Genomic DNA, 25,819 nt, shown 5'->3' with positions numbered 1-25,819 from the left:
GGTTAATCTGTAGGAATTCATGCGGATTAACCCTTTTCTTTTTATTCGTTTTTACGAAACTAGAACGTGAAACGGATAGATAGTCCTACGCCTGAAGCGTCGAAATCTGTCTCAGGAACCAATCCGATCGCTGGTTTCCAGTCCAAAGAAAGGTTGATTGGCGCATCAGCAAATTTGTAATCTAAACCTAAAACACCGTCTACAGCTAAATAAAGGTCGCTGCCATTGTGTGGTTTATATTTAACAGATCCTACTGTACCGCCAATACCATAATACCAGTTTAAACCAGCAGCATTGTTGATCGGGTTATAGATTTCATATAAACCAGTTACACGGAAATAATTCGTGTGATCAGTAGATCTAAAATTGGCAATTAAATCTATCATTTTGTTACCACCCAATGTTGTTTTGAAAGTCACACCGTTCGCGGCGCCAAAGCGACCACCAATAGCATTTTTGTAGCTTTGTGCGTTTGATGTTGATTGGAATGCAAATGTAGCCATCACTGATAGGCAAATAATAGTAAGTAATTTCTTCATAATTGTGTTTTTATTTAATTTTTATAGCTAATTCGTGTCATTACAACTATTGTGCCGTATTCCATCTAAAATAGTGTTTTTGTAACATTTTAGTGGTAATTCGGCATGTGTTTCATATTTAGAATTGATCTTTACTCAATTTGGAATTATACTTCTGCTGTAGGAGTACCTTGATTCTCTTTATGGAGAGATGAGATGTGAAAAACAAAATAGGCTCCGGGTAGTGATGATAATGCTGAAATGCTGTAAAATAACAAGCTGATGGTAATCGCTATCTGTGGATCAAGTACAAAATACCTGGCGCCATACATGAATACGAGTTCTCTTGCACCCAGCCCACCAATAGTAAGTGGAAATAATGCCAATAAAGAGGAGGCCATAAACAGTAATATATAAGGTAGGAAAGGTCCCTCCACGCGCAAGGTATACAGTATAAATAAAGCGCAGAGCAGCTGACAGGTTTGTCCGCCCAATGCTTTAAGGTGGATCATTAAAAAAGAAGGAACATATGGCTTAAACCATAGCTTTAATATCAGGTAATAGCCGGCTGTTCCCATGATGATTAGGATCCATGCCCAATAACCAGGGATAGGCAATCCGGTTGTTTTAGACAGGAGCAGCAACAGCAATACAGTGAGTGCCCAAAGGCCACTCAGTTTGTCCATGAACACAGCAGTCAATAATTTGCGAGTCTCGATGCCATATTCTTTGCGCAGCAGGAAAATCTTATAGCCGTCGCCGCTAATTCCGCCAGGAAGGAACATGTTATAAAACATCCCCAACAGGTATAATTTATAGTTCAGCCATTCCGAAAGCTTCAATCCGATACATCCAAAAAAGGTTCTGACTCTGGATGAGGCAAACAATTGAGAACATATAAAGGCAATGAAGGCAGCTCCCAATGGTAATGGATCGGCTTGTGCGATGGTCGCTCGGGTCTTTTCCAGGTCTACATTGGAGAATACCCAATATAAAGCACCAGCAGTAAGCAATATTTTGATCAGAATTTTAAAAATGGAAAAAAGGGTTTTTGACTTTATCATCTCGCTTATTTTGGCTTGGATACTCGTTTCACAAAAGAAGCAATTGTCACAAACTCTGCGTTTTTCTGTTTTAATTTATGGATTAACTGATCCATTCTTTTGATCATTTTCGTGCCAGTATTCTTGCGGACATATCCTGGAAAGCCAAAACGCTCCGGATCATCCAGATCGGTGAATTCCCATGGATGAAAATAGACATTCAGGTAGCCATCCACTTTTGTGGTCCAGCGGGCCATGGCTGTATATAACCATAAAGGAAGATTATGAAAAGACAGCCAGAACAATGGGAACCTGATCAGCGGTGTAACTGAAGCTGGGATCTGCAGGACCTGGTCTGTTTTGAAATGAGTTCTTGGGAGGTGCAGGTTATTGTACCGGCCCGGCAGCCAGGTAGGGTTAATGGAACTGTTGTATTCGTAACCGGCATTTTGTATATCCAGGTCGTCGGTAGGCTGCATTCTCGCCATGCGGTACCCAGTAACAGGTTTCTGGATGATTTTTTCCAGTTCCAGTCTGGAAGAAAGTAAATGCTCCACTTTAAAATCAGAATGGTAATACCCGTGAGAAGCCAGTTCATGGCCCTGATCCAGTATGCGCTGAATCGTTGCTGGGGCATTTTGTGCAAAAATGACGGTGCTAAAAAATGTTGCTTTTACCTGCTGGCGTTCCAATATATCCAGTATGGCCTCTGTACCTGTAATAGAGATGTCCATTTGATCTTTAAAAGAGATCTCTTTATGGTATTCGAAGGGCATGTCAAACTCTTCAATATCGAAACTTAGTAGTATCACGTGTGTTGTTTTTTAGCTTTTTATATTTGTTGACCGAACGATGTAATTCGGCCTTAATTTGACCTGCATAAACATCTTTCCGAGGTAAATTCCAATAATACCCAAGATGATCAGTTGTATGCCCCCAAAAAATGCAATGGTCATAATGATGGATGCCCAGCCAGAAACTTCGTGTCCAAAGGTAAAGGCATAGAGTACATAAGGCAAATATAAGACGGATATTCCGGAAAATGCGAAACCGAGATAAACGACATTGTACAATGGCTTAATTGAGAAGGAAGTAACGCCTTGCAGCGCTAAGCCCACCATCTTTTTAAGCGTATATTTAGAACTTCCTGAAAATCTTTCTGCGGGGTCATAGCTGACCGCATATTGTTTAAAGCCAATCCATTTCACTAAACCCCGTAAAAAGGGTTCATTTTCATGAAATTCTTTGAAAACATCTACTACCTTTCGATCCAGCAATCTGAAATCTGAGGCGCCCTGATCCAACTCCACTGAAGCCATCCGGTTCAATACCTGATAGAATAATTTTGAAGTGATCCGCTTTTTGAATGGCAATCTTTTATCCTCATTTCTAATGGTATAAACCACTTCATGTCCTTCTTCCCACCTTTGGATCAGCTCTGGAATCAGTTCTGGAGGATGCTGCATATCACCATCCATACAGATGACACCGGCACCACGTGCATAATCCATCCCTGCTTTAACGGCCTGCTGATGTCCGAAATTCCGGGAAAACTCTATGTGAAAAATATGGTCGCTGTGTTTGGCCATCATTTCTAATACGGCCATGGTACTGTCTGTGCAGCCATCTGCCACAAAAATGATCTCAAATGAATAGTTGGGCAAGCCGGTAAATACCTCCCGGATACTGGCCGCAATTACTGGGATATTGTCTGCTTCATTATAAGCAGGAATAACAATGGATATTAATTTCTGACTAGTCATGAGCTGGAATGGATTTTCTAAAATCTACTGTCAACATTTGATATACGATAGTTAGCCAAACCAATACACAAGGTAAAGCCTTTAAAGAATAAGGCATAATATAGGTTCTCCTGATGTATCTTGGAAATAAATCTGAAGGGGAGAAACTGGTCAGTAACATGGCAAAAACAAATAGGGCAATGACCCACCATTTTTTTGGATCCGGCTGAATGATAAACCAGATGGCGACACCCAGCATGGCAATAATATAGGTTGGCGATTCGGAACCACTGCTGAAAATAACGGTAAAGATCAATACCGAACTCAGCATCATCAATTGAAAATCGGTGCTTTTATATTGACTGACACGAAGGTAAGGCAAGGCAAATAACAGGAGTCCAGCCAATAGAAATGGAGTGTTTGGAATAGAAGCATCACCGGATATGCGCCTCACCATTCCCATAACAGAGATGTCCTGCATAGAAATTAAGGACGCATTCAGCGAGTTTTTATACACCAAAGAGTCCTTCCAATCGATATGAGAAGACCAGACAAAGTTCAGGTCTGAAAGCACTGCGGGTAAAAATGTCAGTACCGGTAATAAAATCAATCCGCCGATGACAAACTTGGTTTTATTTTTCGCGAAGAAGAAGAAGGCTAGTCCTACAATACCGTATAATTTCACTAAAAGTCCGATGATGATGATCGCTGCTGCTTTGACTTCCTGCTGTTTATAGATAAAAGAAAAGGAGAGTAAGATCAATCCAGTCAGCGCCACATTGAACTGAAAACTCAATAAGGCGGTAAGGGCTTCATGCAAACAGATGATGGCTACCCATGACTGCTGTTTTTGCTTGATCGGCAGGTTGTAAATTCCCCAATATAAAACCAGTGCATTACAGACGTTCCATAAAACGGTTCCGAAAGCATCTGGTAAAAGTGCAAATGGGGCGATGAGCAAGGCAAAGAATGGGCCATAGTGATTGCTGTCCAGATACAGAAGCGGGTTTTCTGTATACAAATTCAAGTGCTCTACACTATGCCAAAAGACATGCTTGAAAATCTTGTAGTTGTTGTAAGTGCCGTGCAGGTACTGTTTGGTAGCTGAAACGACAGCAGCAATCAGGTATAAGCCTAATATTACTTTTTTATCCAGGATAAATGCAAGTAAGCGGTTCGGAGCTTTGCTTGGAATAGAAAGTGAGGACATAAATGCAAATGTGTGTTTTTTGCCTGTTTTAATCATTCGAGCTCGGGTATTGATCAATACGAATAGGGATGTGGCCCGATCTCTTGGCTTACAGGTGTTTTTCTTATTTAATTAATTTGGTAAATGTTTTTTTATAGCGCTCGCTACCTGCGGTCTATAGTTTTTATGGAATAGAACGCTTTAATAAGCAAAGGTAAATTTTCGGCATCTATAATAGATGATTTGATTGAAAATAAGTTACAGTAATTATGGTTAAGTTTAGTAGGTATAGGTAAAGATCAATTTAACTGAGGCTCAATGAATCCAGCATCCTAGGGGAATGTCATTTAAAGCCGGTTTAACAGTATTAGTTTAGATTACAACCACTGCGAATGTTTTTTGAACTGGGTTTTTGCAGCTGAAAAATTTAGGCTACCCCGGGGAATTCTGGAGTGAAAATCTCACAGAATCTTCTCCTGATTATTCTTAGCAAAAGAAAACATACCATTATAATAATTGGTTTTAATAGCACTAATAATTTGTTAGATTTGAGAAAGACCAGGTAATAATTATAAAAATAACCGTTTATGGCTGCAAATATCACACGCGTATTTGATTTACTTCAATACAATTTAGAGAATTTTCCCAAAGAAGAGTTTATAAGTGGTAAGGTTAAGGGGGAGTGGAAAAAATATAGTACCCAGCATTTTTGTGAAACCGTTGATACCTTGAGCAGAGGCTTGCTGGGGATCGGTGTAATTAAGGGGTCGAAGGTAGCGGTTATGTCTGCCAATCGCCCGGAATGGAACATTACTGATTTTGCAATTATACAGTTGGGTGCCTATCAGGTACCTTTATATCCGACATTAGCGGAGCATGATATTAAGTTTATTCTGGAAAATGCGGCCGTAAATGTTGTTTTTGTAGCGGATGAACTGATCTATCAGAAAGTAAAAACAGCAGCTGCAGAATTGAAATCTGAGCTGAAAGTATATAGTTTCGATCCGGTAAAAGGAATTCCTTCCTGGGAGGAATTGCTGGAGGCAGGAAAGGCTCAGGCCGGACTGGACCTGGAAGTGTACCGTGCGGAGGTAAAAGCGGAAGATATTTTAACCTTAATCTATACCTCTGGTACGACTGGTACCCCAAAAGGGGTGATGCTGACTCATGATAACCTGGTGAAAAATTTTGAAAAGTCTTCGGTGCTGGTTCCTCCGGGACTCCATAAGGCCTTGAGCTTTTTACCATTGTCGCATATTTTTGAACGCATGATTGTGTACCTCCACATGTATAAAGGAGCATCGGTATATTATGCAGAAAGTATGGAAACTATTGTGGCCGACATACAGTTTGTGAAACCCAATGCTTTCTCTACCGTTCCACGTTTGCTGGAAAAGGTCTATGATAAAATCATGGAGAAAGGAAAGGAACTAACAGGAATCAAAAGAGGCATATTCTTCTGGGCGCTTGCTGTTGCGGAAAAATTCGAATTCGACAACGGTCCTTTTTATAAGTTCAAACTCGGCATTGCCAGAAAGCTGGTGTTTAAAAAATGGCAGGAAGCACTGGGTGGCGAAATTGTAGTGATTGTTTCCGGAGGAGCAGCTTTAAACGCACGTTTATGCAGAATCTTCTGGGCAGCAGGAATGCCGGTGATGGAGGGATATGGTTTAACGGAAACTTCGCCGGTGATCACAGTAAACTATATTGGTGCCACCAGGTTTGGAACTGTAGGTCCGCCAATTGAAGGCGTAGAAGTGAAGATTGCAGAAGATGGGGAAGTGTTGGCCCGTGGACACAACATTATGAAAGGCTATTACAACCATCCGGAACTGACTGCCGAGTCTATCGACAAAGATGGCTGGTTCCATACCGGAGATATTGGCGAATTGATCGAGGGCAGGTTCTTGAAAATTACCGATCGTAAAAAAGAGATCTTTAAAACAGCAGGTGGTAAGTATGTGGCCCCACAGATGCTGGAAAATAAATTGAAAGAATCCCCATTGGTGGAGCAGGTGATGGTGCTTGGTGAAAACAGAAAGTTTCCATCGGCTTTAATTATTCCTACTTTTGCAGCGCTTAAAGCCTGGTGTGCTAAAAAGGGAATTGCTTATACCACCAATGAACTGATGATCAAAGATCCGCAGGTCTTGAAAAAGTATGATGAAATTGTTGCTTTTAGCGGCAAGGAGTTTGGCAAATGGGAGCAGGTGAAACGCATTGCATTGCTCTCCAAAGAGTGGAGCATTGAAGGCGGTGAGCTGACCCCTAAACTGAGCTTAAAAAGAAAGGTCATTCTGGAGAAAAACGGACTGGTCATAGAAAAAATTTATACGGATGCAGCGGATTATAAAGGCTAGAATATTTTTAAATATCAATGGATTTTTGCTGATCACAGCCATTCTTCTATCAGGATGCGCAGGGACTCGGCCGGGCAGACAAGGTGGCAGTGACTACCGCAATGGGATGGTGGTTTCTGCCAGTCCTTTTGCGTCGAAAGTAGGCCTGGACATCTTGAAAAAAGGTGGGAATGCGGTGGATGCTGCAGTAGCGGTTCAGTTTGCATTAGCCGTAGTATACCCCAATGCCGGAAATATCGGTGGCGGTGGTTTTATGGTGTATCGCGCTGCAGATGGCAGTAGCAATACCCTTGATTTTAGAGAAAAAGCCGGTGCTGCAGCATCAAGGGATATGTACCTGGATCAATCCGGTGCACCGATTGTTGATAAAAGCCTGTACGGGCAGCTGGCTGCAGGTGTTCCCGGTTCGGTAGCAGGAATGGTGGCCGCACATCAAAAATATGGGAAATTGCCATGGGCAGCTTTAGTAGAGCCGGCAATTTTTCTCGCCAGAAATGGTTTCCCCCTGAGCAAGCAACAGGTGGCTGAGCTCAACGAGCTTCGCGAAAAATTACTGGAATTCAATCCGGATGGTACCGCATTGCTGAAAGAAGGCAAATGGGCCGAAGGGGAGCTGCTGAAACAGGAAGAACTGGCCAGTACGCTGGAACTGATCCGCGACAAAGGAAGGGCAGGCTTTTACGATGGTAAAGTCGCTGATCTTTTATTAAAGGAGATGAACCGCGGCGGCGGCATCCTGACCAAAGCTGATTTACAAAATTATCAGGCGATCTGGCGCAAAGCCATCACCGGAACTTATAAAGATTACCGCATCATTACCATGCCTCCTCCATCTAGTGGTGGTATTGCCCTGATTCAGCTCCTGAAATCTGTAGAGCCATTTCCACTGAAAAAATGGGGATTCCAGCAGGATTCTACCGTGCAGCTCATGGTAGAAGCAGAACGTAGGGTCTATGCCGATCGTGCCACGCACCTTGGTGATCCAGATTTCTATGATGTTCCTGCCCCTGCCTTAATGGAAGATCAGTACATTAGGGATCGCATGAAAAGCATGGACTGGCAAAAGGCAATGCCTAGCGCATCGGTTAAAGCCGGAGTTGTCAATAGAAAAGAACATGAAGAAACTACGCACTATTCTATTGTCGATCAGGAAGGTAATGCCGTTTCTGTAACTACCACCTTGAATGGCTCTTATGGTGCTACGGTTGTGATAAAAGGCGCAGGATTTCTGCTCAACAATGAAATGGACGATTTCTCTGTGAAACCAGGTGCAGCCAATATGTATGGACTGGTTGGTGGCGAAGCGAATGCCATCGCCCCAGGAAAACGAATGCTGAGCTCTATGACACCTACAATTCTTGAAAAAGATGGAGCGCTATTCATGGTGGTGGGTACACCCGGAGGCTCCACAATTATAACGTCTGTTTTTCAGACCATTCTAAATGTGATCGAATTTGACCAAAATATGCAGCAGGCAGTGTCCGCTGAACGTTTTCACCACCAATGGCTGCCTGATTTGATTTACACGGAAAAGGGGGCAATAGATTCAATTACCCGCGTTAAACTCCAAACTAAAGGCTATATCGTCGCGCCAAGAGGGCCAATGGGTAGAGTAGATGCGATCCTGAAAACAAAACAGGGTGGTTATCAGGGGGCTGCAGATCCGCGTGGTGATGATCAATGGCTAGGCTGGTAGCTGTCTGAAATTCCACACACTTATTTTCTAATTGCAGTCGTTTAAAGCAGTTTAAATAATTGGCCTGAGTATTGAAATGAATTCAATGATTAAACATTGTAATAATTTATTCAATACTTATCTTATGAAACAAAATTTATTTAAAACCCTGCCTGTAGCTTTTGCTGCGCTCCTAATCGGAGGTTCTGTTCAGGCACAGGATCAAGCAGGTACAACCTCAAATCAGTTGACGACCTGGTCGATTGGCCTTAATGCTGGGGTTTTAACTCCTTTATCTCCTCTTGGTGGACATAATGATTTCTCTAATATGAAATCCAGCCTTGGTTACGGACTTTATATTAAGAAACAAATTACTCCTTATTTCTCCCTGCGTTTAGACGGAGTGAGAGGTAAACTTAAAGGTGATAACTCTGAAAACTGGAAAAGCGGTGCGCCAAATGCCAGTCCTGTAAATGCTTTTGAAACTAACCTTGATTATTCAGGAAGTTTAAACGCTGTGGTAAATTTGTTTAATATCAGCATGTTCAATGCCAACAGTGCAGTACAATTGTACGCTTCTGGTGGTGCTGGTTTAGCGGGTTATAAAGTGAAAACTTCAGCTACCTCAGGTGGTGCGTTAGTAGACTATGCTGGTGGTAAAACAATCTCTGAATTGATTATCCCTGTTGGATTAGGTGCTAAATTTAAATTAGCAGACCGTGTAAACCTGGATTTAGGCTGGACGGTTAACTTTGTTGATGGCGATAATCTTGATGGTTATGCACGTGGTAACAGCAGCGATAAATATAACTACGGTTATGCAGGTTTAGAGTTTGCCTTAGGAAAAGGATCGAAACAATTGGCATGGCATAACCCGGTAGCTTTAACTTACGAAGAAGCTTTATCGGCGAAACAAACTGCAAATGCATTGAAAGCTGAAAATGATAAATTAAGAGGCGAAATGAACGACCTGTTAAAAGATTCTGATGGCGATGGTGTTGCTGATAAACTGGATAAATGTCCAGGTACTCCAGCAGGCGTAGTTGTTGACGGTTCTGGTTGTCCATTGAAAATCCCTGTACCAGTAATTCAGGAAAAAGTAATCATTACTGAAGCTGACCGTAAGGTAGTAGAAGAAGCGATTAAAAACTTAGAGTTTGATTTAGGAAAAGCAACTATCCGTGCTAAATCTTACACTACTTTAAACCGTGTAGCAGCATTATTAGTAGAGAAAAACTTTAGCCTTAAATTGGCAGGTCATACTGATAACACTGGTTCTATGGCTTTAAACTTACGTTTATCGAAAGAAAGAGCAGAAGCAGTAAAAGCGTATTTAGTATCTCAAGGTGCGAATCCTTCACGTATTGAAGCAGTAGGTTATGGTCCAAACCAACCAATTGCAACCAATAAAACTGCCGCTGGTCGTCAACAGAACAGAAGAGTAGAATTTACACTTTACTAGTCGGTATTTAATACGGAATGGAAAACCGCCTTGCTTATTGCAAGGCGGTTTTTTGCGTTTTTAAAGACATTTGTTTTTTGTGGGTTCATGTTGGATTATTGGAGGGGATTGGTAGGGCCATTCTTCGCAAATTTGCGCCCTAAACCTGTTTAAAGGCCAATTTTACGCTTTAACAGGTGAGTATCCGAATATCTGGGTCGACTATGCCAAAGTGATCCTCAGTAAGGGGCAGCTGGAATCGGCGTCGGGATTAAAAATCAGCAAAGGAGAAAATGACCTCCATTTGAGCTGGGATTCCAGCATTGTTGAAACTGCTGAAAACGATAATTTGTCGATGGTCATGATCAGCCATCCCGGCAGAAAACGTGCAACCAGCTATTTAAATGCGGCAAGAAGAGCAGAGGGGAGTTGTTTTCTTCCGCTAAATCAAGAATGGAAAATCAACGAACAGATGGAGATCTATGTGTGTTTTAAATCTGCCAATGGAGCGTTGATTTCCGATAGCAGCTATGTAGGTAATCTGAACGGCTTTCCGAAAAGTAAAGAAGCGGAAGCGGAGGAAGCGAACTATCATCAGCTGGAAGCTCGTTATGAGCTTGTGGCTAGGGATTATGGAAAAAAAAGGCCGGATTTTGCGGAGGGAAATCCCCGAAGCCAAGGCTTTCCGCTGCATGGAAAGGGAATACTTCGCTTTAAAAAGTAAACTGTTAAAACTATCTGGAAAACCTACCTAAGGTGCATAAAAACGGCGCCAGATCTTCCTGTTTTTCTACCAGCTAAAATATTATAATATTTTTTTTCTTTGCTTGCATTTGATTTTTTTATTCGATAGCTTTGTTATGCAAGCATAGTAATTAATGAAACAACAAGAGACAGTAGATTATTTCCTGAAAGTGGTTTGGCAGAACGTTTCCAACACTTATAATCAGATCGCTTCCGGATTCGGAATCACGCAGGCTATTGGCTATGTGCTGATCAATATTGAGAAAGAAGGAACTGCGGTTTCCAAGCTGGCCGGTCTGCTGGGGGTGAAAGCCACCAGTTTATCAAGAATGCTAAACAATATGGAAGAACAGGGGTTAATATACCGGGAGACTTCCATCGGAGACAAGCGTTCGGTTAAAGTTTTCCTGACTGATTTGGGTAGGGAGAAAAGATTGCTCGCAAGAGCAGTGGTGATCTCTTTTAATGAATACCTGAATAAGCATTTTAGCAATCAGGAGAAGAATAACCTGATCTCTTCCTTACAGAAACTGAATAAACTTACACTGGCATATAAAATTCCTACTGAAAATTATGAACAAGAAGATAAATAGAGTAGCAGTATTGGGCTCAGGTATTATGGGTTCACGTATTGCTTGTCACTTTGCGAACATTGGAGTTGAAGTACTTTTATTGGACATTGCTCCAAAGGAACTCAGCGCAGAGGAGCAGTCAAAAGGACTGAGTCTGGACCATCCTGCGGTTAAGAATCGAATTGTAAATGCGGCATTGCAAAATACGGTAAAAACTAATCCTTCGCCTGTTTACAGCAAAAAGGTCTTGAATAAAATTACGACAGGGAACTTTACCGACGACATGTCAAAGATCGGGTCTTACGACTGGATCATTGAGGTGGTGGTAGAAAACCTGGACATCAAAAGAAAAGTATTTGAGCGGGTAGAGCAATTCCGTAAACCGGGATCGCTGGTTACTTCGAATACTTCGGGAATTCCAATCCATTTAATGGCGGAAGGAAGATCTGATGATTTCAAAGCCAATTTCTGCGGTACTCACTTCTTTAATCCGCCTCGTTACCTGAGGTTGCTGGAAATCATTCCTACCCCGGACACCCATCCGGATCTGGTAGATTTTTTAATGTATTACGGAGATAAATTTTTAGGGAAAACAACGGTGCTATGTAAGGATACCCCGGCATTTATTGCCAATAGGGTAGGTGTATACTCCATCATGGCTTTACTGCATCTGGTGGAGAAAATGGACCTGACTGTAGAAGAAGTTGATAAGTTTACCGGCCCTGCTTTAGGCAGGCCAAAATCGGCGACTTTCCGTACTACTGATGTGGTGGGATTAGATACCATGATTAAAGTTTCCAAAGGGCTGTATGACAATTGTCCAGAGGATAAAGCACATAATCTTTTTAAGCTTCCTGCTTATGTAGAGAAAATGGAAGCCAACAACTGGTTGGGCGATAAAACAAAACAAGGTTTCTATAAAAAAACAAAAACTGCTGAAGGCAAAACAGAAATTTTAGCCCTAGACCTAAAAACCCTGGAATACCGTCCTCAGGAAAAAGTGAAATCAGCAACGCTGGATATCACCAAATCCATTGAGAATGTAAAAGACAGAATGAAAGTTTTTGCCGCAGGAAAAGATAAAGTCGGAGAATTGTTCCGTGCTTCTTTTTTCGGATTGTTTGAATATGTATCGGATCGCATCCCGGAAATCTCTGATGAGCTGTACCGGATTGATGATGCCATGCGTGCCGGCTTTGCCTGGGATTTAGGCCCTTTCGAAGTTTGGGATGCAGTAGGCATTACAGATGCGATTGTAGGTATGAAAAAATATGGGCACGAGGCTGCGCCATGGGTACATGAAATGCTGGCTGCCGGACACACTACTTTTTACAAGGTGGAAGATGGCGTAAAAAAATATTATGACATTCCTTCGAAAAGCTATAAAGCAGTTCCAGGAGCAGAAGCCTTTATCATCCTTGATAATTTAAGGGCAAATAAAACGATTTGGAAAAATGGAGGTGCTTCGATCATTGATCTTGGTGATGGCATCCTGAATGTCGAATTCCATTCTAAAATGAATACCATTGGCGGCGATACTTTACAAGCCATCAATAAAGCAATAGACCTTGCGGAAAAAGAATACAGAGGGGTCGTGATCGGAAACGATGGCGCTAATTTCTCTGCCGGTGCAAATGTGGGCATGATTTTCATGATGGCTGTAGAACAGGAATGGGAAGAGTTAAGCCTAGCCATCCGTATGTTCCAGAATACTTCCATGCGCATCCGTTATTCTTCGATCCCAGTAGTAGTTGCTCCGCATAATTTAACACTTGGCGGTGGCTGTGAGTTTAGTTTACATGCCGACCATGTGCAGCTTAATGCGGAAACTTATATGGGATTGGTAGAGTTTGGCGTTGGGGTGATTCCTGGTGGTGGCGGTACCAAGGAGTTCGCTTTGCGTGCTTCCGACGAATATAAAGAAGATCAGATTGTACAAAATGTATTGAAAGACAGGTTCCTGACCATCGGTATGGCGAAAGTTTCCACTTCCGCAGTAGAAGCCTTTGAATTGGGGTATTTGCAGAAAAATAAATATTCGATTTCGATGAACAGAAGCAGGTTGATCGCCGATGCAAAAGCAAAAGCAATTGAGCTGGCAGATGCAGGATACACGAAACCGGTGCCTCGTAGAGACATCCGGGTGTTGGGTAAACAAGGTTTAGGTATTGTTTATGCCGGCGCAAATACCATGTATTCCGGACATTATATCTCTGAACATGATAAGAAAATCTCTGAAAAATTGGGTTGGGTAATGTGTGGTGGAGATCTTTCCGCGCCAACGGAGGTCACAGAACAGTATTTACTGGATCTGGAAAGAGAAGCCTTCCTATCGCTTTGCGGAGAACGTAAAACACTGGAACGAATTCAAAGTATTGTGACCAAAGGGAAACCTTTAAGAAACTAATTTTTTTCTATTAAAAGACACAGACATGCAAGAAGCATATATTATAGCAGGCTATCGTACCGCAGTGGGCAAGGCTCCCCGTGGTGTATTTCGTTTTACCAGAGCTGATGATTTAGCGGCAGATGTGATCAGACAGCTGGTGGCTTCTGTGCCTAATCTGGATACGACACAAATTGATGATGTGATTGTTGGAAATGCAACTCCTGAAGCAGAACAAGGCCTGAATATCGGGCGTATGGTTTCGCTGATGGGATTGGATACCGATAAAGTTCCAGGTGTAACGGTCAATCGTTATTGCGCTTCAGGATTGGAAACCATTGCAACAGCAGTGGCTAAAATTAAAAGCGGTATGGCAGATTGTATCATTGCCGGCGGGGTAGAAGTGATGTCGGGCATGCCTTTTGGCGGCTGGAAAGTAGTTCCTAACCCTGATGTGGCGATGAAAAACCCAGATTGGTATTGGGGAATGGGCTTAACTGCAGAAGCAGTGGCCAATGAATATAAAGTAAGCAGGGAAGATCAGGATGCTTTCGCCTTTCAATCGAATATGAAAGCGGTGGAAGCGATCAAAAATGGTCACCTGAAAGCAGGCGTTGCGCCGATCACAGTAGTAGAAAATTACCTGGACGGCAATATGAAAAAGAAAACCCGCAGTTATGTGGTGGATACTGATGAAGGACCAAGAGCGGATACTTCTCTGGAAAAACTAGCCAAATTGAAACCTGTTTTTGCAACGGATGGCAGTGTGACCGCCGGTAACTCTTCGCAGACTTCTGATGGTGCTGCCTTTGTACTGGTGGTTTCTGAGAAGAAAATGAAAGAATTAGGCGTAGCGCCAATTGCGCGTTTAGTGAGTTATGGCATTGCTGGTGTTCCACCTAGAATTATGGGTATCGGGCCAATTGAAGCCATTCCAAAAGCTTTGAAAATGGCAGGGATGAAACTGGAAGAACTTGACCTGATCGAACTGAATGAGGCTTTCGCTTCACAGTCGCTGGCCGTGATCCGGACTTTAGGCATCGATGCTTCGAAAGTAAATGTGAATGGTGGTGCCATTGCGCTCGGACATCCATTAGGCTGTACCGGTGCTAAATTATCAGTGCAGTTATTTAATGAATTGAAACGAAGGGATCAGAAATATGGTATGGTGACCATGTGCGTGGGTAGCGGACAAGGGGCTGCCGGAATTTTCGAAATGCTTTAATAAGATATTATGGAAACTACAGACAAAAAAGCAATTAAAGGTGGAGCGTTTTTAATTACAGAAACCAATTACCAGGATGTATTTATTCCTGAAGAATTTGATGAAGAGCAGCAAATGATTGCGCAGACCTGCCGCGATTTTCTAGCGACAGAAGTGTATCCAAATCTGGATCGTATCGATACCCAAGAAGAAGGATTGATGCCTTCCTTAATGGATAAAGCTGGTGCACTGGGTATTTTAGGGGTTTCCATTCCTGAAGAATTTGGTGGCTTTGGTAAAAATTTCAATACTTCGATGCTGGTTGCTGATGTAATTGGCGCAGGTCATTCCTTTGCCGTAGCACTTTCTGCCCATACCGGAATCGGTACTTTACCTATTTTGTATTATGGCAATGAAGCGCAGAAAGCGAAGTACATTCCTAAACTTGGAACTGGCGAATGGAAGGCAGCGTACTGCTTGACAGAACCAAATTCTGGTTCAGATGCCAATTCTGGAAAAACTAAAGCAAAACTTTCTGAAGATGGAAAACACTACCTGATCACTGGTCAGAAAATGTGGATCACCAACGGTGGTTTCGCTGATATATTTATTGTGTTCGCTAAGATTGATGACGATGCCAATCTAACGGCTTTCATTGTAGAGCGTGATTTTGGAGGCATTACTATGAATCCTGAAGAGCATAAAATGGGGATTAAAGGTTCTTCTACCAGACAAGTATTCTTCAATGACTGTCCGGTGCCAGTAGAAAATATGCTTTCTGAGCGTCAGAATGGTTTTAAAATCGCAGTGAATATTTTAAATATTGGTCGTATTAAATTATCGGCAGCAGCGATTGGTGCTTCAAAAGCGGTGATTGATACCGCGATTAAATATTCTAATGAAAGAATTCAATTTGATCGTCCAATTTCTAAATATGGTGCCATCAGGTACAAATTAGCGGAAATGGCGGCAAAAGTATATGCTGTGGAATCTGCAAACTATCGCGCTGGTCAGAATATTGACGATGCGTATGAAAGGTTGGTTGCCGGAGGAATGGATGCAAGCAAGGCCAAACTGAAATCTACGGAAGAGTATGCGATAGAATGTGCGATTCTGAAAGTCTGGGGTTCTGAAGCATTGGATTACGTAGTAGATGAAGGTGTACAGATTTATGGCGGTATGGGATTCTCGGCGGAAGCGCCAATGGATCGTGCTTATCGCGATGCCAGGATCAACAGAATCTTTGAAGGAACCAATGAGATCAACAGACTGCTGACTGTAGATATGATGTTGAAACGTGCCATGAAAGGCGAGTTGGATTTGATGACGCCTGCTACTGCTGTAGCGGCTGAATTGATGTCTATTCCTGATTTCGGAGAAGAAGATGATGCGTTATTCGCGGCCGAAAAAAAAATCATCAAGAATCTGAAAAAAGCAACCTTAATGGTCGCCGGTGCTGCGGTTCAGAAATTGATGATGAGCCTTTCTAAAGAGCAGGAGATTTTGATGAACATTGCCGATATGGCCAGCTACGTTTACGTCGCGGAATCAGCGATGCTGAGAACCGAAAAGTTGGTGAGCCTTCGTGGTGAAGCGGCTTGTGAAGGTCAGTTGAACCTGATGCGCATCTATTTTGTTGAGGCTGTTGATGCCTTGCAAAAAGCAGGTAAAGAAGCATTATGGGCATTTGCTGATGGGGATGAGCAGCGTATGATGATGGTAGGTTTACGCCGTTTTGCTAAAATGGAGGCCTTCAATGTAAAAGAAACCCGTCAGCAGGTGGCACAGCAAGTCATTGCCGCAAATAAATATTGTTACTAAGGTATAATTCATAATTAAACTGAACGCTCTTAATCTGATTAAGGGCGTTTTTTTGAACTCCCTTTTCTATTTGTTAAAATTGGTTAAAAATTGCGGCATAGCCAATAAAAGACTATTTTTGTCTATTATGTTAAAAAACAAGATTTTGCTGTTGTCATTTTTGCTATGCGGTTTATTTGCTGCATGTGAGAAGACTCCTCCTTACGACCCGGAGAAACAGTTGGAATTGGACGCGATAACGATACAAAAATATAGGGACAGTACCAGGGCAAATTTGACCGTGGATCCTTCAGGTTTGAATTATGAGATTTTGGGCGCAGGAACAGGTACGGTATTTCCAAAATTACAAGATAGTTTGGTAGTATACTTTGATGCCCGTGTATTAAAGTCAGCATTGACTTTTCGGACGGTTCCAGAAACAGATTCGGTGACGGTAAAGCTTGCGGATGCGATGCAAGGCTGGCAGATAGGCCTTCCGAAAATCACGAAAGGCGGCCGGATCAGGCTGATCATTCCTTCTGCTTTAGCTTACAAAGATTTTTCCGGCACCAATATCCCGCCGCGTGCGATATTAGATTATACCATTACCCTAAAGAATATAAAATAGAAAATACAAAATGATTAAAAAGTTATCACTTTATACCATTGCCTTACTGGCTACCATCGTTATTTTTAGTTCCTGTAAAAAGGAGTATGAGTCAGTTCAGACGATAGATGATACTAAACTGGCAGATTACTTCGCAAAAAACAACATCAATGCCATTGCGGATTCTGCTAAAACAGGCTATTTTTATGTGCCTACACCGCCCGCTGGAAGTACAGATGCCAACAACTATAAACTGACGGATTCAGTACGTTATCGCATCACAGTAGCTGCATTTTCTAACGGAGCTGTATTTGCTACAACTCCTACTTATCGTAATGAAGGACAGCGTGTGGGTAGCCCATTTGGGTTTTTCAGTAAATCTGTTCCTGCCATTAGTCAAGTACTTAAAAAGTTAAACCCTGGAGCGTCTGTTAAAATTTACCTGCCTTCCTACCTAGCTTTTGGTAGAAATGGATTGCCATCTGTAGGCATTGCTTCGAATGAAATTATCGTAGTATCGATTACGACTTATAAAGAAAAACAAGCGGTTTTGGACGATGCACTTATTCAGGCTTATTTAAAAGCTAATTCGATTACAAACGCGGTTAAAGATGCATCTTCTGGAATATATTTGCAAACGACTACTGTTGGTACAGGAACAGAGGTGATCAACCTGAATTCTTTAGTGAATTTCAGTTATGTATTAAAGAGTTTAGACGGCGGCTTGAATCAGGATGCCAGCATGACTAATATGCCTAAAAAGTTAATTCCAGCATTTAGAATTATGCTGCCAAAATTCACTAAAGGTTCTAAAGTGAGGATGTTTATTCCTTCCGGACTGGCTTATGGAAATGCGTTAGTGTCTGATTCTAATGGTGGAGAGTCTATTCCTCCAAATTCAAACTTAGACTACAGCGTAGAAGTATTAGAGGTAACCAATTAAAATATAATGGCGGCATTATTCATTTAATGCCGCTTTAAAAACTTTCAAGACCCTTTCTCTGGCAAAAGCATGTTCTACCATTGGTAGGGTGTGCTTTAATTGTTTATAAGCAGGAACCCAGCGGTCTACATATTCCAGCTTCGGGTCAAATTTCTTCAGCTGAAGCTCCGGGTTAAATACCCTGAAATAAGGTGCGGCATCATTTCCAGATCCGCAAGCCCATTGCCATCCTCCTACATTGCTGGCCATCTCATAATCTAATAGTTTTTCCGCGAAATAAGCTTCTCCCCATCGCCAGTCGATGAGCAAATGCTTGCATAGGAAACTGGCGACTACCATCCGTACACGATTGTGCATGTATCCGGTTTCGTTGAGCTGCCGCATGCCCGCATCCACTAAAGGATAGCCGGTATTACCCTGGCACCAGGCCTCAAATTCATCTGGATGATTTCGCCATTTGATCAGGTCGTATTTAGGTTTGAAGGATTTGGTGACGGTATGTGGGAAATGAAATAAAATCATCTGGTAAAAGTCTCGCCAGGCCAGTTCCGAAACCCATTTTGAGGCCTTTTGTTCCACTGCGGTTTTTGCGGCTTTCCGGATGCTGATGGTGCCGAAACGCAGGTGCATGCCAATATGGGAGGTGGCATCTGCTGCCGGAAAATCTCTGTTGAGTTCATAACCTTCCAGTTTGTCTTCGAAATTTTTTCCTGGAAATGGCTGAGTGCTGTTTTCAAATCCCAGTTCTTTTAAGGTAGGGATTGGAAATGCCGCGTTTGGCCAGAAATTGCCGAAATATTTTTCAGTAGGGTAGGCACGCAGGTAAAAATCATTGAGTTTTTGCTGCCACTGTCTGAAATAAGGCGTGAACACGGTATAAGGCAGGCCATCTGCTTTGGTGATTTCATCCTTTTCGAAGATCACCTGGTCCTTGGAGCTAAAAAATTGGATGTTCGTTGCCTGGAGCTGTGCTTTGATGGCCGCATCTCTTTTGATGGCATCAGGTTCATAGTCCTGATTGCTGTACACCGCATTGATTTGATAAGTTTGACTAAGCGTAGCCCAGATGTCTGTTGGTTTTCCGTGTTGAATCAGGATAGAACTGCTTTGGTTTTTCTGGAGCTGATCACTGAGTGTGCTTAATGTTTGATGGAGGAAATTGACCCGGGCATCTTGCCTATTTGCCAGTTTGCTCAGGATCTCCGTGTCGAAAATAAAAAGAAGCAGTACCGGGTACTCGCCTTTTAGGGCATGGTAAATGGCAGCATTGTCTTCCAGTCGCAGGTCTCTTCGCAACCAGCAGATGTTAATTTTAGGCTTCATATAGGGTATTTGAACGGTTGATGAGGATAGATTTGTTTTTTCTTCCTATTCAGTCTGGTAAATATCGGCTAAAGCCAGTTCTAATTTCGAATATTTAAACTTAAATCCAGTATTCAGTAGTTTTTGAACACTGGTGTTATTGCTGCTCAAAACTACTGAAGCAAGCTCGCCCAGGATAATTTTTAAGACAAATTCCGGGACATTAAATGGCCAGACTGGGCGATGCAGCTGTCTTGCAATGGCTTTGGTGAGGATGATGTTGTTGACTGGATGTGCTGCAGCTGCATTGTAAGCACCGATATAACTCTCGTTTTCCGCGGAAATTTTAAACATTTCCAGGATGTCATCCAGGTGTACCCATGGCACCCATTGTTTGCCGGTACCTAAACCCGCGCCAAAGAAGAAGCGAATCGGCTGCTCCATTGCTTTTAAAGCACCTCCCTGTTTTGCAAGGATGACTCCAATTCTCCATTTTACCACTCTGATCCCCAAGGAGAGCCCTTGGTCTGCTGCTGCTTCCCATTTTGCGCAGCATTCTGCCAGAAATCCGCTGCCATTCGGACTTTCTTCAGTTAAGATACTGTCGCCTGTATCTCCATAATAACCTACTGCCGCCGCGGAAATGAAAGTTTTAACAGGGGCATTTTGTTCTTTTATGGTTTTGTATAAAAGCTGAGTGGATAATACCCGGCTGTCGATGATCTTTTTCTTGCGGGCATCGGTCCATTTTTCTCCTGCAATATTTTCCCCTGCCAGGTGGATGATGGTGTCTATGCCCGACAAACATTCGGGGTCTATTTTGGCCTGGTAGACATCCCATAAATACACCTTTACATCTTTTATGCTGGTGGCTTTTCTGGAGAGTACCGATACTTTATGTCCTCTTTTGATCAAAATTGGAATGAGTTTTTTACCCAGCATTCCGGTAGCGCCGGTAATTAGAATGTGCTTATTCATAATTAAATAACCAATAATTGTGCGATTAGTTTAGTTATCGCGATTTATCTTCAAATGTTTGTTGCGATTATGTAAATATTGCTTTAGTAATTCGTACTAAGCTAAAAATTCGTATATTTTTGTAGAATTGATATTTAATTGACATTCCTTAAATGAAATCTAAAAGAATACTAGTCTGGTTTAGAAACGATCTTCGATTACACGACAATGAAATGTTGGTTGAAGCACTTGCTAAATCTGAAAGTATTTTACCGGTTTACTTTTTTGATCCTCAATATTTCCACCAGACCAGATTTGAAACTTTGAAAACCGGCATCCATCGGGCAAAGTTTTTATTGGAAAGTGTGGCAGCCTTAAGGTTGTCATTTCAGCAGTTGGGCGGAGATATTTTATTGGTTCAGGGAAGTCCGGAAGAGTTCATGACAAAACTTGTGGAGGATTTTGATATCTCTGAAGTCTACCACCATCGCGAGGTGGCTCCAGAAGAAACTGCTATATCTACTAGAATGGAGGATCTTTTATGGAAGCAGAAGATCAATTTAAAACACTTTATCGGCCATACCTTATATAATAAGGAAGACCTTCCTTTTCCGATCAAGGATATTCCAGACGTTTTTGTACAATTCAAGAAAAAGACAGAACGTGATGCAATGGTGAAGGCTTGTTTTTTAAGTCCTGAAGAGGTCACCTTTGTGGAAAATGAAGATTGGGGTATTTTACCGACACTCGCTGATTTGGGTTTTGAAGAAAAATCCGATGATTTACCGGAATTTGCGCAGATAGGCGGGGAAGATGCGGGATTAGCACACCTCAAGGAATTGCTGCTGGAAGGGGCAGAGATTCATCAAAAACCATTAAAAAATACAGGGGATAAACAAGGTTTTACTTCAAGATTGTCGGGTTGGCTGTCTTTAGGCTGTCTATCGCCAAGAAAAGTGTATTGGAAGTTGAAGGAGGCGGAAGCAGAATTTGGTGGTAATGCTAATTTCAATCAGATTTTGCTGGGCTTATTGTGGCGTGATTATTTCCGTTTCATGTTTAAAAAACACAGTATCGCCTTTTTTCAGGAACCCGAGGATTTTGAAAAGGAATTTTTTAGTCCGACGGAAATTGGACATCCTGACTTGCTGAAATGGAAACAAGGAACTACGGGACACCCAATTATTGACCGCTATATGCAGGAGTTGAATGCGCAGGGATATATTACCCATACCGGGCGTTTACTCGTGGCTACTTATCTGATTCATGTTCTAAAGATTCATTGGACCAATGGTGCAGTTTATTTTGAGGAAAAGCTGATCGATTATGCACCGGCAAGCAATTGGGGCAACTGGGCAAATGTTGCCGGAGTAGGAAAGGACCTTAAATATAAAAACACTTTCGAACTGGATAAGCAGATTAAACTATTGTAAACAGCTGTTTCTGATTTATCGTCTATAGCTTAACTTACTTTTTTAACCTTATCTATCACACTGATGTCGTCATCTATTGCCCTTATGACTAGGATTTGTTTGCTGTTTTCAATGTTCAATAGCCAAACTATCACATCCGCTGTTCTTACCTTGATGCCAGAAGTAATGTTATAATCTTCATATTGGTTATGAACGTGCTTTCTGATTTCATCAGAAATGTCTTTTTCTGTGCCGTAAGAAAGGTGATAAACCAATTCTCCAGTTTTTGTAAACACGGCTTTATTCTTTTGATCATTAAGAATGAAATTGACCACAAACCTTTTGTTGACCTCAAACCATTGTAGTGCTGTAGCCTCTTTAAATAGTTCGCTGAATGAGTTGGAAACCCTTTCTGAAACCACCGATTTTCTGGTATTCCCCTTAATGGTTACCGCTTCCAGTGTAGTAGTTTGCGCACTCGCATTTTTCAAGCCTATGAAAATTATTAACTTTTTCATCTTTAATTTGTTCCCTTTAATAGTGAAACATTCACTAAGTGCATTGGAAGCGATGTTATCTCATCATTCCTTTCTACGTATCCACAGGTCTTTCATTGTTTCCTTAAAGCGGATCACCGCTTTTACGAGTAATGCCGTAGAAATTGAGGGGCTTGAATTACCAATAGGCAGGTGTTTGGCCAGTCAGGTGAAGCGACTTTCTTTAATGGGAAGCTAAGTGGATCCTCGTGAAAATGGCCTGCTTTTTGCAAAGCATTTATTGAAATGCCTGGGGCATGAAACTTTGTACCTCGGACTGGAAACTTCTTATTCAGATTTAAAGAAAATTGCAGACTCGTATCAGCCGGATTTTGCTTTTACGGTTTTAACTTTTTTAAATCTGAGAAAGAATATTAATAAAATTATAGGTAAAGTTATGGATCACCTCAACGTGCTCCTATTAGTGACAGGCAGTTTAATCTCTGAATTTGATGTCCTTGTACAGGATCGGCTTACGCCGCCAAAGAATGTCTCTGATATGACGGATTTTTTGGAATATTTATAAAGAAAATTGCCTTATTTAATAGGTAAAATCCTAATTTTGCTTCAATATAGCATATTCACACATAATGGATAATTTATCTTATCTCAGCGGCGAAAACGCCGAATACGTAGAGTCCCTTTATCAAGCATTTAAGGAAGATCCCAATTCGGTTGAATTTGGTTGGCAGAAATTTTTTGAAGGCTTTGACTTCGGGAGAAGCTCATCTCCGGTTACAGGAGAAGAAACCCCTGAACATTTCCTAAAAGAAGTTAGTGTTTTAAACATGATCAACGGTTACCGTCAGCGTGGCCACTTGTTTACACACACTAACCCGGTTAGAGAAAGACGCAAGCACTTGCCAACTTTAGATCTGGTAAATTTCAATTTGTCTGACGCCGATCTGGATACTGTATTCAATGCAGGTATTGAGCTGGGCATCGGAGCGGTTAAATTAAGCGAAATTGTTGCTTTCTTAAATCAGACTTACTGCCGTTCGATCGGCGCGGAGTATAAGTACGTACGTACCCCGGAAGTCTTGTCATGGATTGAGAAAAAAATGGAAAGTGTTCGTAACACCCCTAATTTCTCTATCGAAGAGAAAACAAGGATCCTGACCAAATTGAATGAGGCGGTATGCTTTGAGAATTTCCTGGGTACAAAGTTCCTTGGACAAAAAAGGTTCTCTCTGGAAGGTGCTGAGGCATTGATTCCGGCATTGGACTCGGTGATTGAAAAAGGTGCCGCTTTAGGTATTGAAGAGTTCGTGATTGGTATGGCGCATCGTGGAAGGCTGAACGTTTTGGCCAACATTATGCAGAAATCCTATAAAGATATTTTTGCTGAATTTGAAGGTAAAGGCTATAGCGCGGAATCACCATTTGGTGGTGATGTGAAGTATCACTTAGGTTATTCTACGGACGTAACCACCAACAATGGCAGCAATGTTCACTTGAGTTTATGTCCTAACCCTTCTCATCTGGAAACAGTAAACGGAGTGGTAGAAGGTATGACCAGGTCGAAAATTGATTTCAAATATGACGGTGATGATGCTCGTATTGCACCAATACTGATTCATGGTGATGCTTCTATCGCTGGTCAGGGGATTGTTTATGAAGTAATTCAGATGGCTGGACTAGACGGTTACAAAACCGGTGGTACCATTCACCTGATCATCAACAACCAGATTGGCTTCACTACGAACTATAAAGATGCCCGTTCGAGTACTTATTGTACAGATATTGCTAAAGTAACCTTATCACCGGTTTTCCATGTAAATGGAGATGATGTTGAGGCCTTGGTTTATGCAATTAATCTGGCTATGGAGTACCGTCAGAAATATAAAAATGACGTGTTCATCGATATTTTATGTTACCGTAGATTCGGTCATAATGAATCTGATGAGCCTAAATTTACGCAGCCTTTATTATACAAAGCAATTGAGCAGCATGCGAATCCTCGCGATATCTATGTAGATCAGTTGGTTAAAGAAGGTAAATTGGAAGCATCTGCTGCGAAAACAATGGAAAAAGATTTCCGTGGTATCTTGCAGGGCTGCTTAAATGAAGCTAAGGCGATTACTTCTACGTATCAGGATGTGAAATTTGGTGGCGCATGGAAAGACATGCGTATTGCTACAGTGAAAGATTTCGAAGTTTCTCCTGATACCTCAGTAGATGAGGCGACTTTATTAAATGTTGCAGAACGTATCAGTACTTTGCCTTCAGACAGAAAGTTCTTCAAGAAAATTGAGAAGCTTTTTGATGAGCGCAGCAAAATGGCAAAAACTGCTCATGTGTTCGATTGGGCAATGGGTGAGCAATTGGCTTATGGTACGTTATTAAACGAAGGTAAACGTGTTCGTTTAAGCGGTCAGGATGTGGAAAGAGGAACTTTCTCTCACCGTCATGCCGTATTAACTTTAGAAGATTCTGAAGAAGAATACATCCCATTGGCGAATGTTTCTAAAGATCAGGCTTCTTTTGATATTTACAATTCACACTTGTCCGAGTATGGTGTATTGGGCTTTGAATATGGTTATGCCATGGCAAATCCAAATGCATTAACGATTTGGGAAGCTCAATTTGGTGATTTCTTTAACGGTGCTCAGATCGTAGTGGATCAATATATTGCCAGTGCAGAAACGAAATGGCAGCGTGAAAATGGTTTGGTAATGTTATTGCCGCATGGTTATGAAGGTCAAGGTCCGGAACACTCTTCCGCGCGTATTGAGCGTTTTATGGAGCTATGTGCAGATTACAACATGCAAGTTGCCAACTGTTCAACGCCAGCGAATTTCTTTCATGCGATCCGCAGACAATTCAAACGTGATTTCAGAAAGCCATTGGTGGTATTTACACCGAAAAGTCTTTTACGTCACCCCGCCTGTGTATCTAAATTAGCCGAGTTCACAGCAGGTAAATTCCAGGAAGTAATTGACGATGCAAATGTGAAAGCTGCTGAAGTAACCAGAGTATTGTTCTGCAGCGGTAAGATCTATTATGAATTGTTGGAAAAACAACAAAAAGAAGAGATTAACCAGGTAGCTATTGTTAGGGTAGAGCAATTGTACCCAACACCAGTAGCACAGATGGAAGCGGTTTATGCGAAATATAAAAATGCAACTGAAGCAGTTTGGGTTCAGGAAGAACCTGAAAACATGGGTGCATGGCCATATTTGTTACGTAGACTAAGAAAAACTATCTTTAGTGATATTGAAGTGATTTCAAGAAAAGAGAGCAGCAGTACAGCTTCTGGTTTTGCAAAACAACATGCTGATCAGCAAGCGTATATTTTAGCTAAATCTTTTGAATTGCCTGTTTCTAAAGGAGATAAGGACATCGCTAAAAAGTCTGTGAGTAAAGTATATAATGTAGATTAGAAAAT

Annotated in this window: 22 protein-coding genes; 14 read left to right on the top strand and 8 right to left on the bottom strand. The window is 41.8% G+C overall.

The features are described from left to right. Nucleotides 1-59: 59 nt before the first annotated feature. The 5 genes from H9X96_RS09610 to H9X96_RS09590 form a co-directional block, all read right to left on the bottom strand. The gene (locus H9X96_RS09610; RefSeq protein WP_187666079.1) at nt 60-539 is read right to left on the bottom strand and encodes a hypothetical protein; all 480 of its coding nucleotides are present in this window, start codon (nt 537-539) and stop codon (nt 60-62) included. A 146-nt stretch (nt 540-685) separates the two neighbouring features. Then, nucleotides 686-1,582 (bottom strand): lysylphosphatidylglycerol synthase transmembrane domain-containing protein, encoded by an 897-nt coding sequence (locus H9X96_RS09605; protein ID WP_222943869.1) that lies wholly within the window; start codon nt 1,580-1,582, stop codon nt 686-688. 5 nt (nt 1,583-1,587) lie between these two features. Then, complete coding sequence (locus H9X96_RS09600; RefSeq protein WP_187666078.1) at nt 1,588-2,373, bottom strand: polysaccharide deacetylase family protein; 786 nt, start codon at nt 2,371-2,373, stop codon at nt 1,588-1,590. A 12-nt stretch (nt 2,374-2,385) separates the two neighbouring features. Beyond that, nucleotides 2,386-3,324 carry a glycosyltransferase family 2 protein gene (locus H9X96_RS09595; RefSeq protein ID WP_187666077.1) on the bottom strand — a complete coding sequence of 313 codons (939 nt, stop codon included), beginning with the start codon at nt 3,322-3,324 and terminating at the stop codon, nt 2,386-2,388. After that, the gene (locus tag H9X96_RS09590) at nt 3,317-4,513 is read right to left on the bottom strand and encodes a glycosyltransferase family 87 protein (RefSeq protein ID WP_187666076.1); all 1,197 of its coding nucleotides are present in this window, start codon (nt 4,511-4,513) and stop codon (nt 3,317-3,319) included. Before H9X96_RS09590 ends, H9X96_RS09595 begins: the two co-directional genes overlap by 8 nt. A gap of 566 nt (nt 4,514-5,079) precedes the next feature. On the opposite strand from H9X96_RS09590, the gene H9X96_RS09585 reads away from it, so the two are divergent. The 10 genes from H9X96_RS09585 to H9X96_RS09540 all read left to right on the top strand — a co-directional run bounded on the left by H9X96_RS09585 (nt 5,080) and on the right by H9X96_RS09540 (nt 18,224). Beyond that, nucleotides 5,080-6,852 (top strand): long-chain fatty acid--CoA ligase, encoded by a 1,773-nt coding sequence (locus H9X96_RS09585; RefSeq protein ID WP_187666075.1) that lies wholly within the window; start codon nt 5,080-5,082, stop codon nt 6,850-6,852. Next, nucleotides 6,830-8,548 carry a gamma-glutamyltransferase gene (ggt, locus tag H9X96_RS09580; protein WP_187666074.1) on the top strand — a complete coding sequence of 573 codons (1,719 nt, stop codon included), beginning with the start codon at nt 6,830-6,832 and terminating at the stop codon, nt 8,546-8,548. The genes H9X96_RS09585 and ggt overlap by 23 nt, the downstream gene beginning before the upstream one ends. Before the next feature lie 124 nt (nt 8,549-8,672). After that, nucleotides 8,673-9,989, top strand: coding sequence for an OmpA family protein (locus tag H9X96_RS09575; RefSeq protein ID WP_187666073.1), 1,317 nt, complete (start codon nt 8,673-8,675; stop codon nt 9,987-9,989). 130 nt (nt 9,990-10,119) lie between these two features. Next, nucleotides 10,120-10,692 carry a DUF6266 family protein gene (locus tag H9X96_RS09570; RefSeq protein ID WP_370576732.1) on the top strand — a complete coding sequence of 191 codons (573 nt, stop codon included), beginning with the start codon at nt 10,120-10,122 and terminating at the stop codon, nt 10,690-10,692. 154 nt (nt 10,693-10,846) lie between these two features. Further along, nucleotides 10,847-11,305, top strand: coding sequence for a MarR family winged helix-turn-helix transcriptional regulator (locus H9X96_RS09565; protein ID WP_187666071.1), 459 nt, complete (start codon nt 10,847-10,849; stop codon nt 11,303-11,305). After that, nucleotides 11,286-13,691, top strand: a complete 2,406-nt coding sequence (locus H9X96_RS09560) for a 3-hydroxyacyl-CoA dehydrogenase/enoyl-CoA hydratase family protein (protein ID WP_187666070.1) — start codon at nt 11,286-11,288, stop codon at nt 13,689-13,691. The genes H9X96_RS09565 and H9X96_RS09560 overlap by 20 nt, the downstream gene beginning before the upstream one ends. A 25-nt stretch (nt 13,692-13,716) precedes the next feature. Next, entirely contained in the window at nt 13,717-14,895 is a 1,179-nt protein-coding gene (locus H9X96_RS09555) for an acetyl-CoA C-acyltransferase (protein ID WP_187666069.1), read from the top strand. 9 nt (nt 14,896-14,904) lie between these two features. Then, nucleotides 14,905-16,695 carry an acyl-CoA dehydrogenase family protein gene (locus H9X96_RS09550; protein WP_187666068.1) on the top strand — a complete coding sequence of 597 codons (1,791 nt, stop codon included), beginning with the start codon at nt 14,905-14,907 and terminating at the stop codon, nt 16,693-16,695. 127 nt (nt 16,696-16,822) lie between these two features. Continuing rightward, nucleotides 16,823-17,302, top strand: coding sequence for an FKBP-type peptidyl-prolyl cis-trans isomerase (locus H9X96_RS09545; RefSeq protein WP_187666067.1), 480 nt, complete (start codon nt 16,823-16,825; stop codon nt 17,300-17,302). A 10-nt stretch (nt 17,303-17,312) separates the two neighbouring features. Beyond that, nucleotides 17,313-18,224 carry an FKBP-type peptidyl-prolyl cis-trans isomerase gene (locus H9X96_RS09540; RefSeq protein WP_187666066.1) on the top strand — a complete coding sequence of 304 codons (912 nt, stop codon included), beginning with the start codon at nt 17,313-17,315 and terminating at the stop codon, nt 18,222-18,224. A gap of 15 nt (nt 18,225-18,239) precedes the next feature. Here H9X96_RS09540 and H9X96_RS09535 read toward each other — a convergent pair whose 3' ends face one another. Together H9X96_RS09535 and H9X96_RS09530 are read right to left on the bottom strand one after the other, a co-directional pair. Next, the gene (locus tag H9X96_RS09535; RefSeq protein ID WP_187666065.1) at nt 18,240-19,547 is read right to left on the bottom strand and encodes a deoxyribodipyrimidine photo-lyase; all 1,308 of its coding nucleotides are present in this window, start codon (nt 19,545-19,547) and stop codon (nt 18,240-18,242) included. A gap of 45 nt (nt 19,548-19,592) precedes the next feature. Next, entirely contained in the window at nt 19,593-20,504 is a 912-nt protein-coding gene (locus H9X96_RS09530) for a TIGR01777 family oxidoreductase (protein WP_187666064.1), read from the bottom strand. Between the two features lie 152 nt (nt 20,505-20,656). Here H9X96_RS09530 and H9X96_RS09525 point away from each other — a divergent pair, with 152 nt between their 5' ends. Then, a complete protein-coding gene (locus tag H9X96_RS09525) occupies nt 20,657-21,916 on the top strand; it encodes a DASH family cryptochrome (RefSeq protein ID WP_187666063.1) in 1,260 nt (419 codons plus the stop codon). A gap of 29 nt (nt 21,917-21,945) precedes the next feature. On the opposite strand, the gene H9X96_RS22680 is transcribed toward H9X96_RS09525, so the two are convergent. After that, nucleotides 21,946-22,413, bottom strand: a complete 468-nt coding sequence (locus tag H9X96_RS22680; protein ID WP_222943867.1) for a hypothetical protein — start codon at nt 22,411-22,413, stop codon at nt 21,946-21,948. A gap of 22 nt (nt 22,414-22,435) precedes the next feature. Between H9X96_RS22680 and H9X96_RS22675 the strand changes: the two genes are divergently transcribed. The 3 genes from H9X96_RS22675 (at nt 22,436) to H9X96_RS09505 (ending at nt 25,814) form a co-directional block, all read left to right on the top strand. Continuing rightward, a complete protein-coding gene (locus H9X96_RS22675; RefSeq protein WP_222943866.1) occupies nt 22,436-22,630 on the top strand; it encodes a LytTR family DNA-binding domain-containing protein in 195 nt (64 codons plus the stop codon). Next, a complete protein-coding gene (locus tag H9X96_RS09510; protein WP_187666060.1) occupies nt 22,631-22,957 on the top strand; it encodes a hypothetical protein in 327 nt (108 codons plus the stop codon). 64 nt (nt 22,958-23,021) lie between these two features. Beyond that, nucleotides 23,022-25,814, top strand: a complete 2,793-nt coding sequence (locus H9X96_RS09505) for a 2-oxoglutarate dehydrogenase E1 component (RefSeq protein ID WP_187666059.1) — start codon at nt 23,022-23,024, stop codon at nt 25,812-25,814. Nucleotides 25,815-25,819 lie beyond the last annotated feature (5 nt).

Source organism: Pedobacter sp. N36a, assembly GCF_014472395.1.
Classification (GTDB): Bacteria; Bacteroidota; Bacteroidia; order Sphingobacteriales; family Sphingobacteriaceae; genus Pedobacter.
This window is presented reverse-complemented; position numbering and strand designations above follow the sequence as displayed.

Coding starts and splice junctions, on each gene's coding strand:
- H9X96_RS09575 (WP_187666073.1), top strand. CDS start 8,673: ATGAAACAAAATTTATTTAAAACCCTGCCTGTAGCTTTTGCTGCGCTC.
- H9X96_RS09595 (WP_187666077.1), bottom strand. CDS start 3,324: ATGACTAGTCAGAAATTAATATCCATTGTTATTCCTGCTTATAATGAA.
- H9X96_RS09505 (WP_187666059.1), top strand. CDS start 23,022: ATGGATAATTTATCTTATCTCAGCGGCGAAAACGCCGAATACGTAGAG.
- H9X96_RS09540 (WP_187666066.1), top strand. CDS start 17,313: ATGATTAAAAAGTTATCACTTTATACCATTGCCTTACTGGCTACCATC.
- H9X96_RS09610 (WP_187666079.1), bottom strand. CDS start 539: ATGAAGAAATTACTTACTATTATTTGCCTATCAGTGATGGCTACATTT.
- H9X96_RS09550 (WP_187666068.1), top strand. CDS start 14,905: ATGGAAACTACAGACAAAAAAGCAATTAAAGGTGGAGCGTTTTTAATT.
- ggt (WP_187666074.1), top strand. CDS start 6,830: ATGCAGCGGATTATAAAGGCTAGAATATTTTTAAATATCAATGGATTT.
- H9X96_RS09555 (WP_187666069.1), top strand. CDS start 13,717: ATGCAAGAAGCATATATTATAGCAGGCTATCGTACCGCAGTGGGCAAG.
- H9X96_RS09565 (WP_187666071.1), top strand. CDS start 10,847: ATGAAACAACAAGAGACAGTAGATTATTTCCTGAAAGTGGTTTGGCAG.
- H9X96_RS09525 (WP_187666063.1), top strand. CDS start 20,657: ATGAAATCTAAAAGAATACTAGTCTGGTTTAGAAACGATCTTCGATTA.
- H9X96_RS09530 (WP_187666064.1), bottom strand. CDS start 20,504: ATGAATAAGCACATTCTAATTACCGGCGCTACCGGAATGCTGGGTAAA.
- H9X96_RS09585 (WP_187666075.1), top strand. CDS start 5,080: ATGGCTGCAAATATCACACGCGTATTTGATTTACTTCAATACAATTTA.
- H9X96_RS09590 (WP_187666076.1), bottom strand. CDS start 4,513: ATGTCCTCACTTTCTATTCCAAGCAAAGCTCCGAACCGCTTACTTGCA.
- H9X96_RS09545 (WP_187666067.1), top strand. CDS start 16,823: ATGTTAAAAAACAAGATTTTGCTGTTGTCATTTTTGCTATGCGGTTTA.
- H9X96_RS09560 (WP_187666070.1), top strand. CDS start 11,286: ATGAACAAGAAGATAAATAGAGTAGCAGTATTGGGCTCAGGTATTATG.
- H9X96_RS09535 (WP_187666065.1), bottom strand. CDS start 19,547: ATGAAGCCTAAAATTAACATCTGCTGGTTGCGAAGAGACCTGCGACTG.
- H9X96_RS22680 (WP_222943867.1), bottom strand. CDS start 22,413: ATGAAAAAGTTAATAATTTTCATAGGCTTGAAAAATGCGAGTGCGCAA.
- H9X96_RS09605 (WP_222943869.1), bottom strand. CDS start 1,582: ATGATAAAGTCAAAAACCCTTTTTTCCATTTTTAAAATTCTGATCAAA.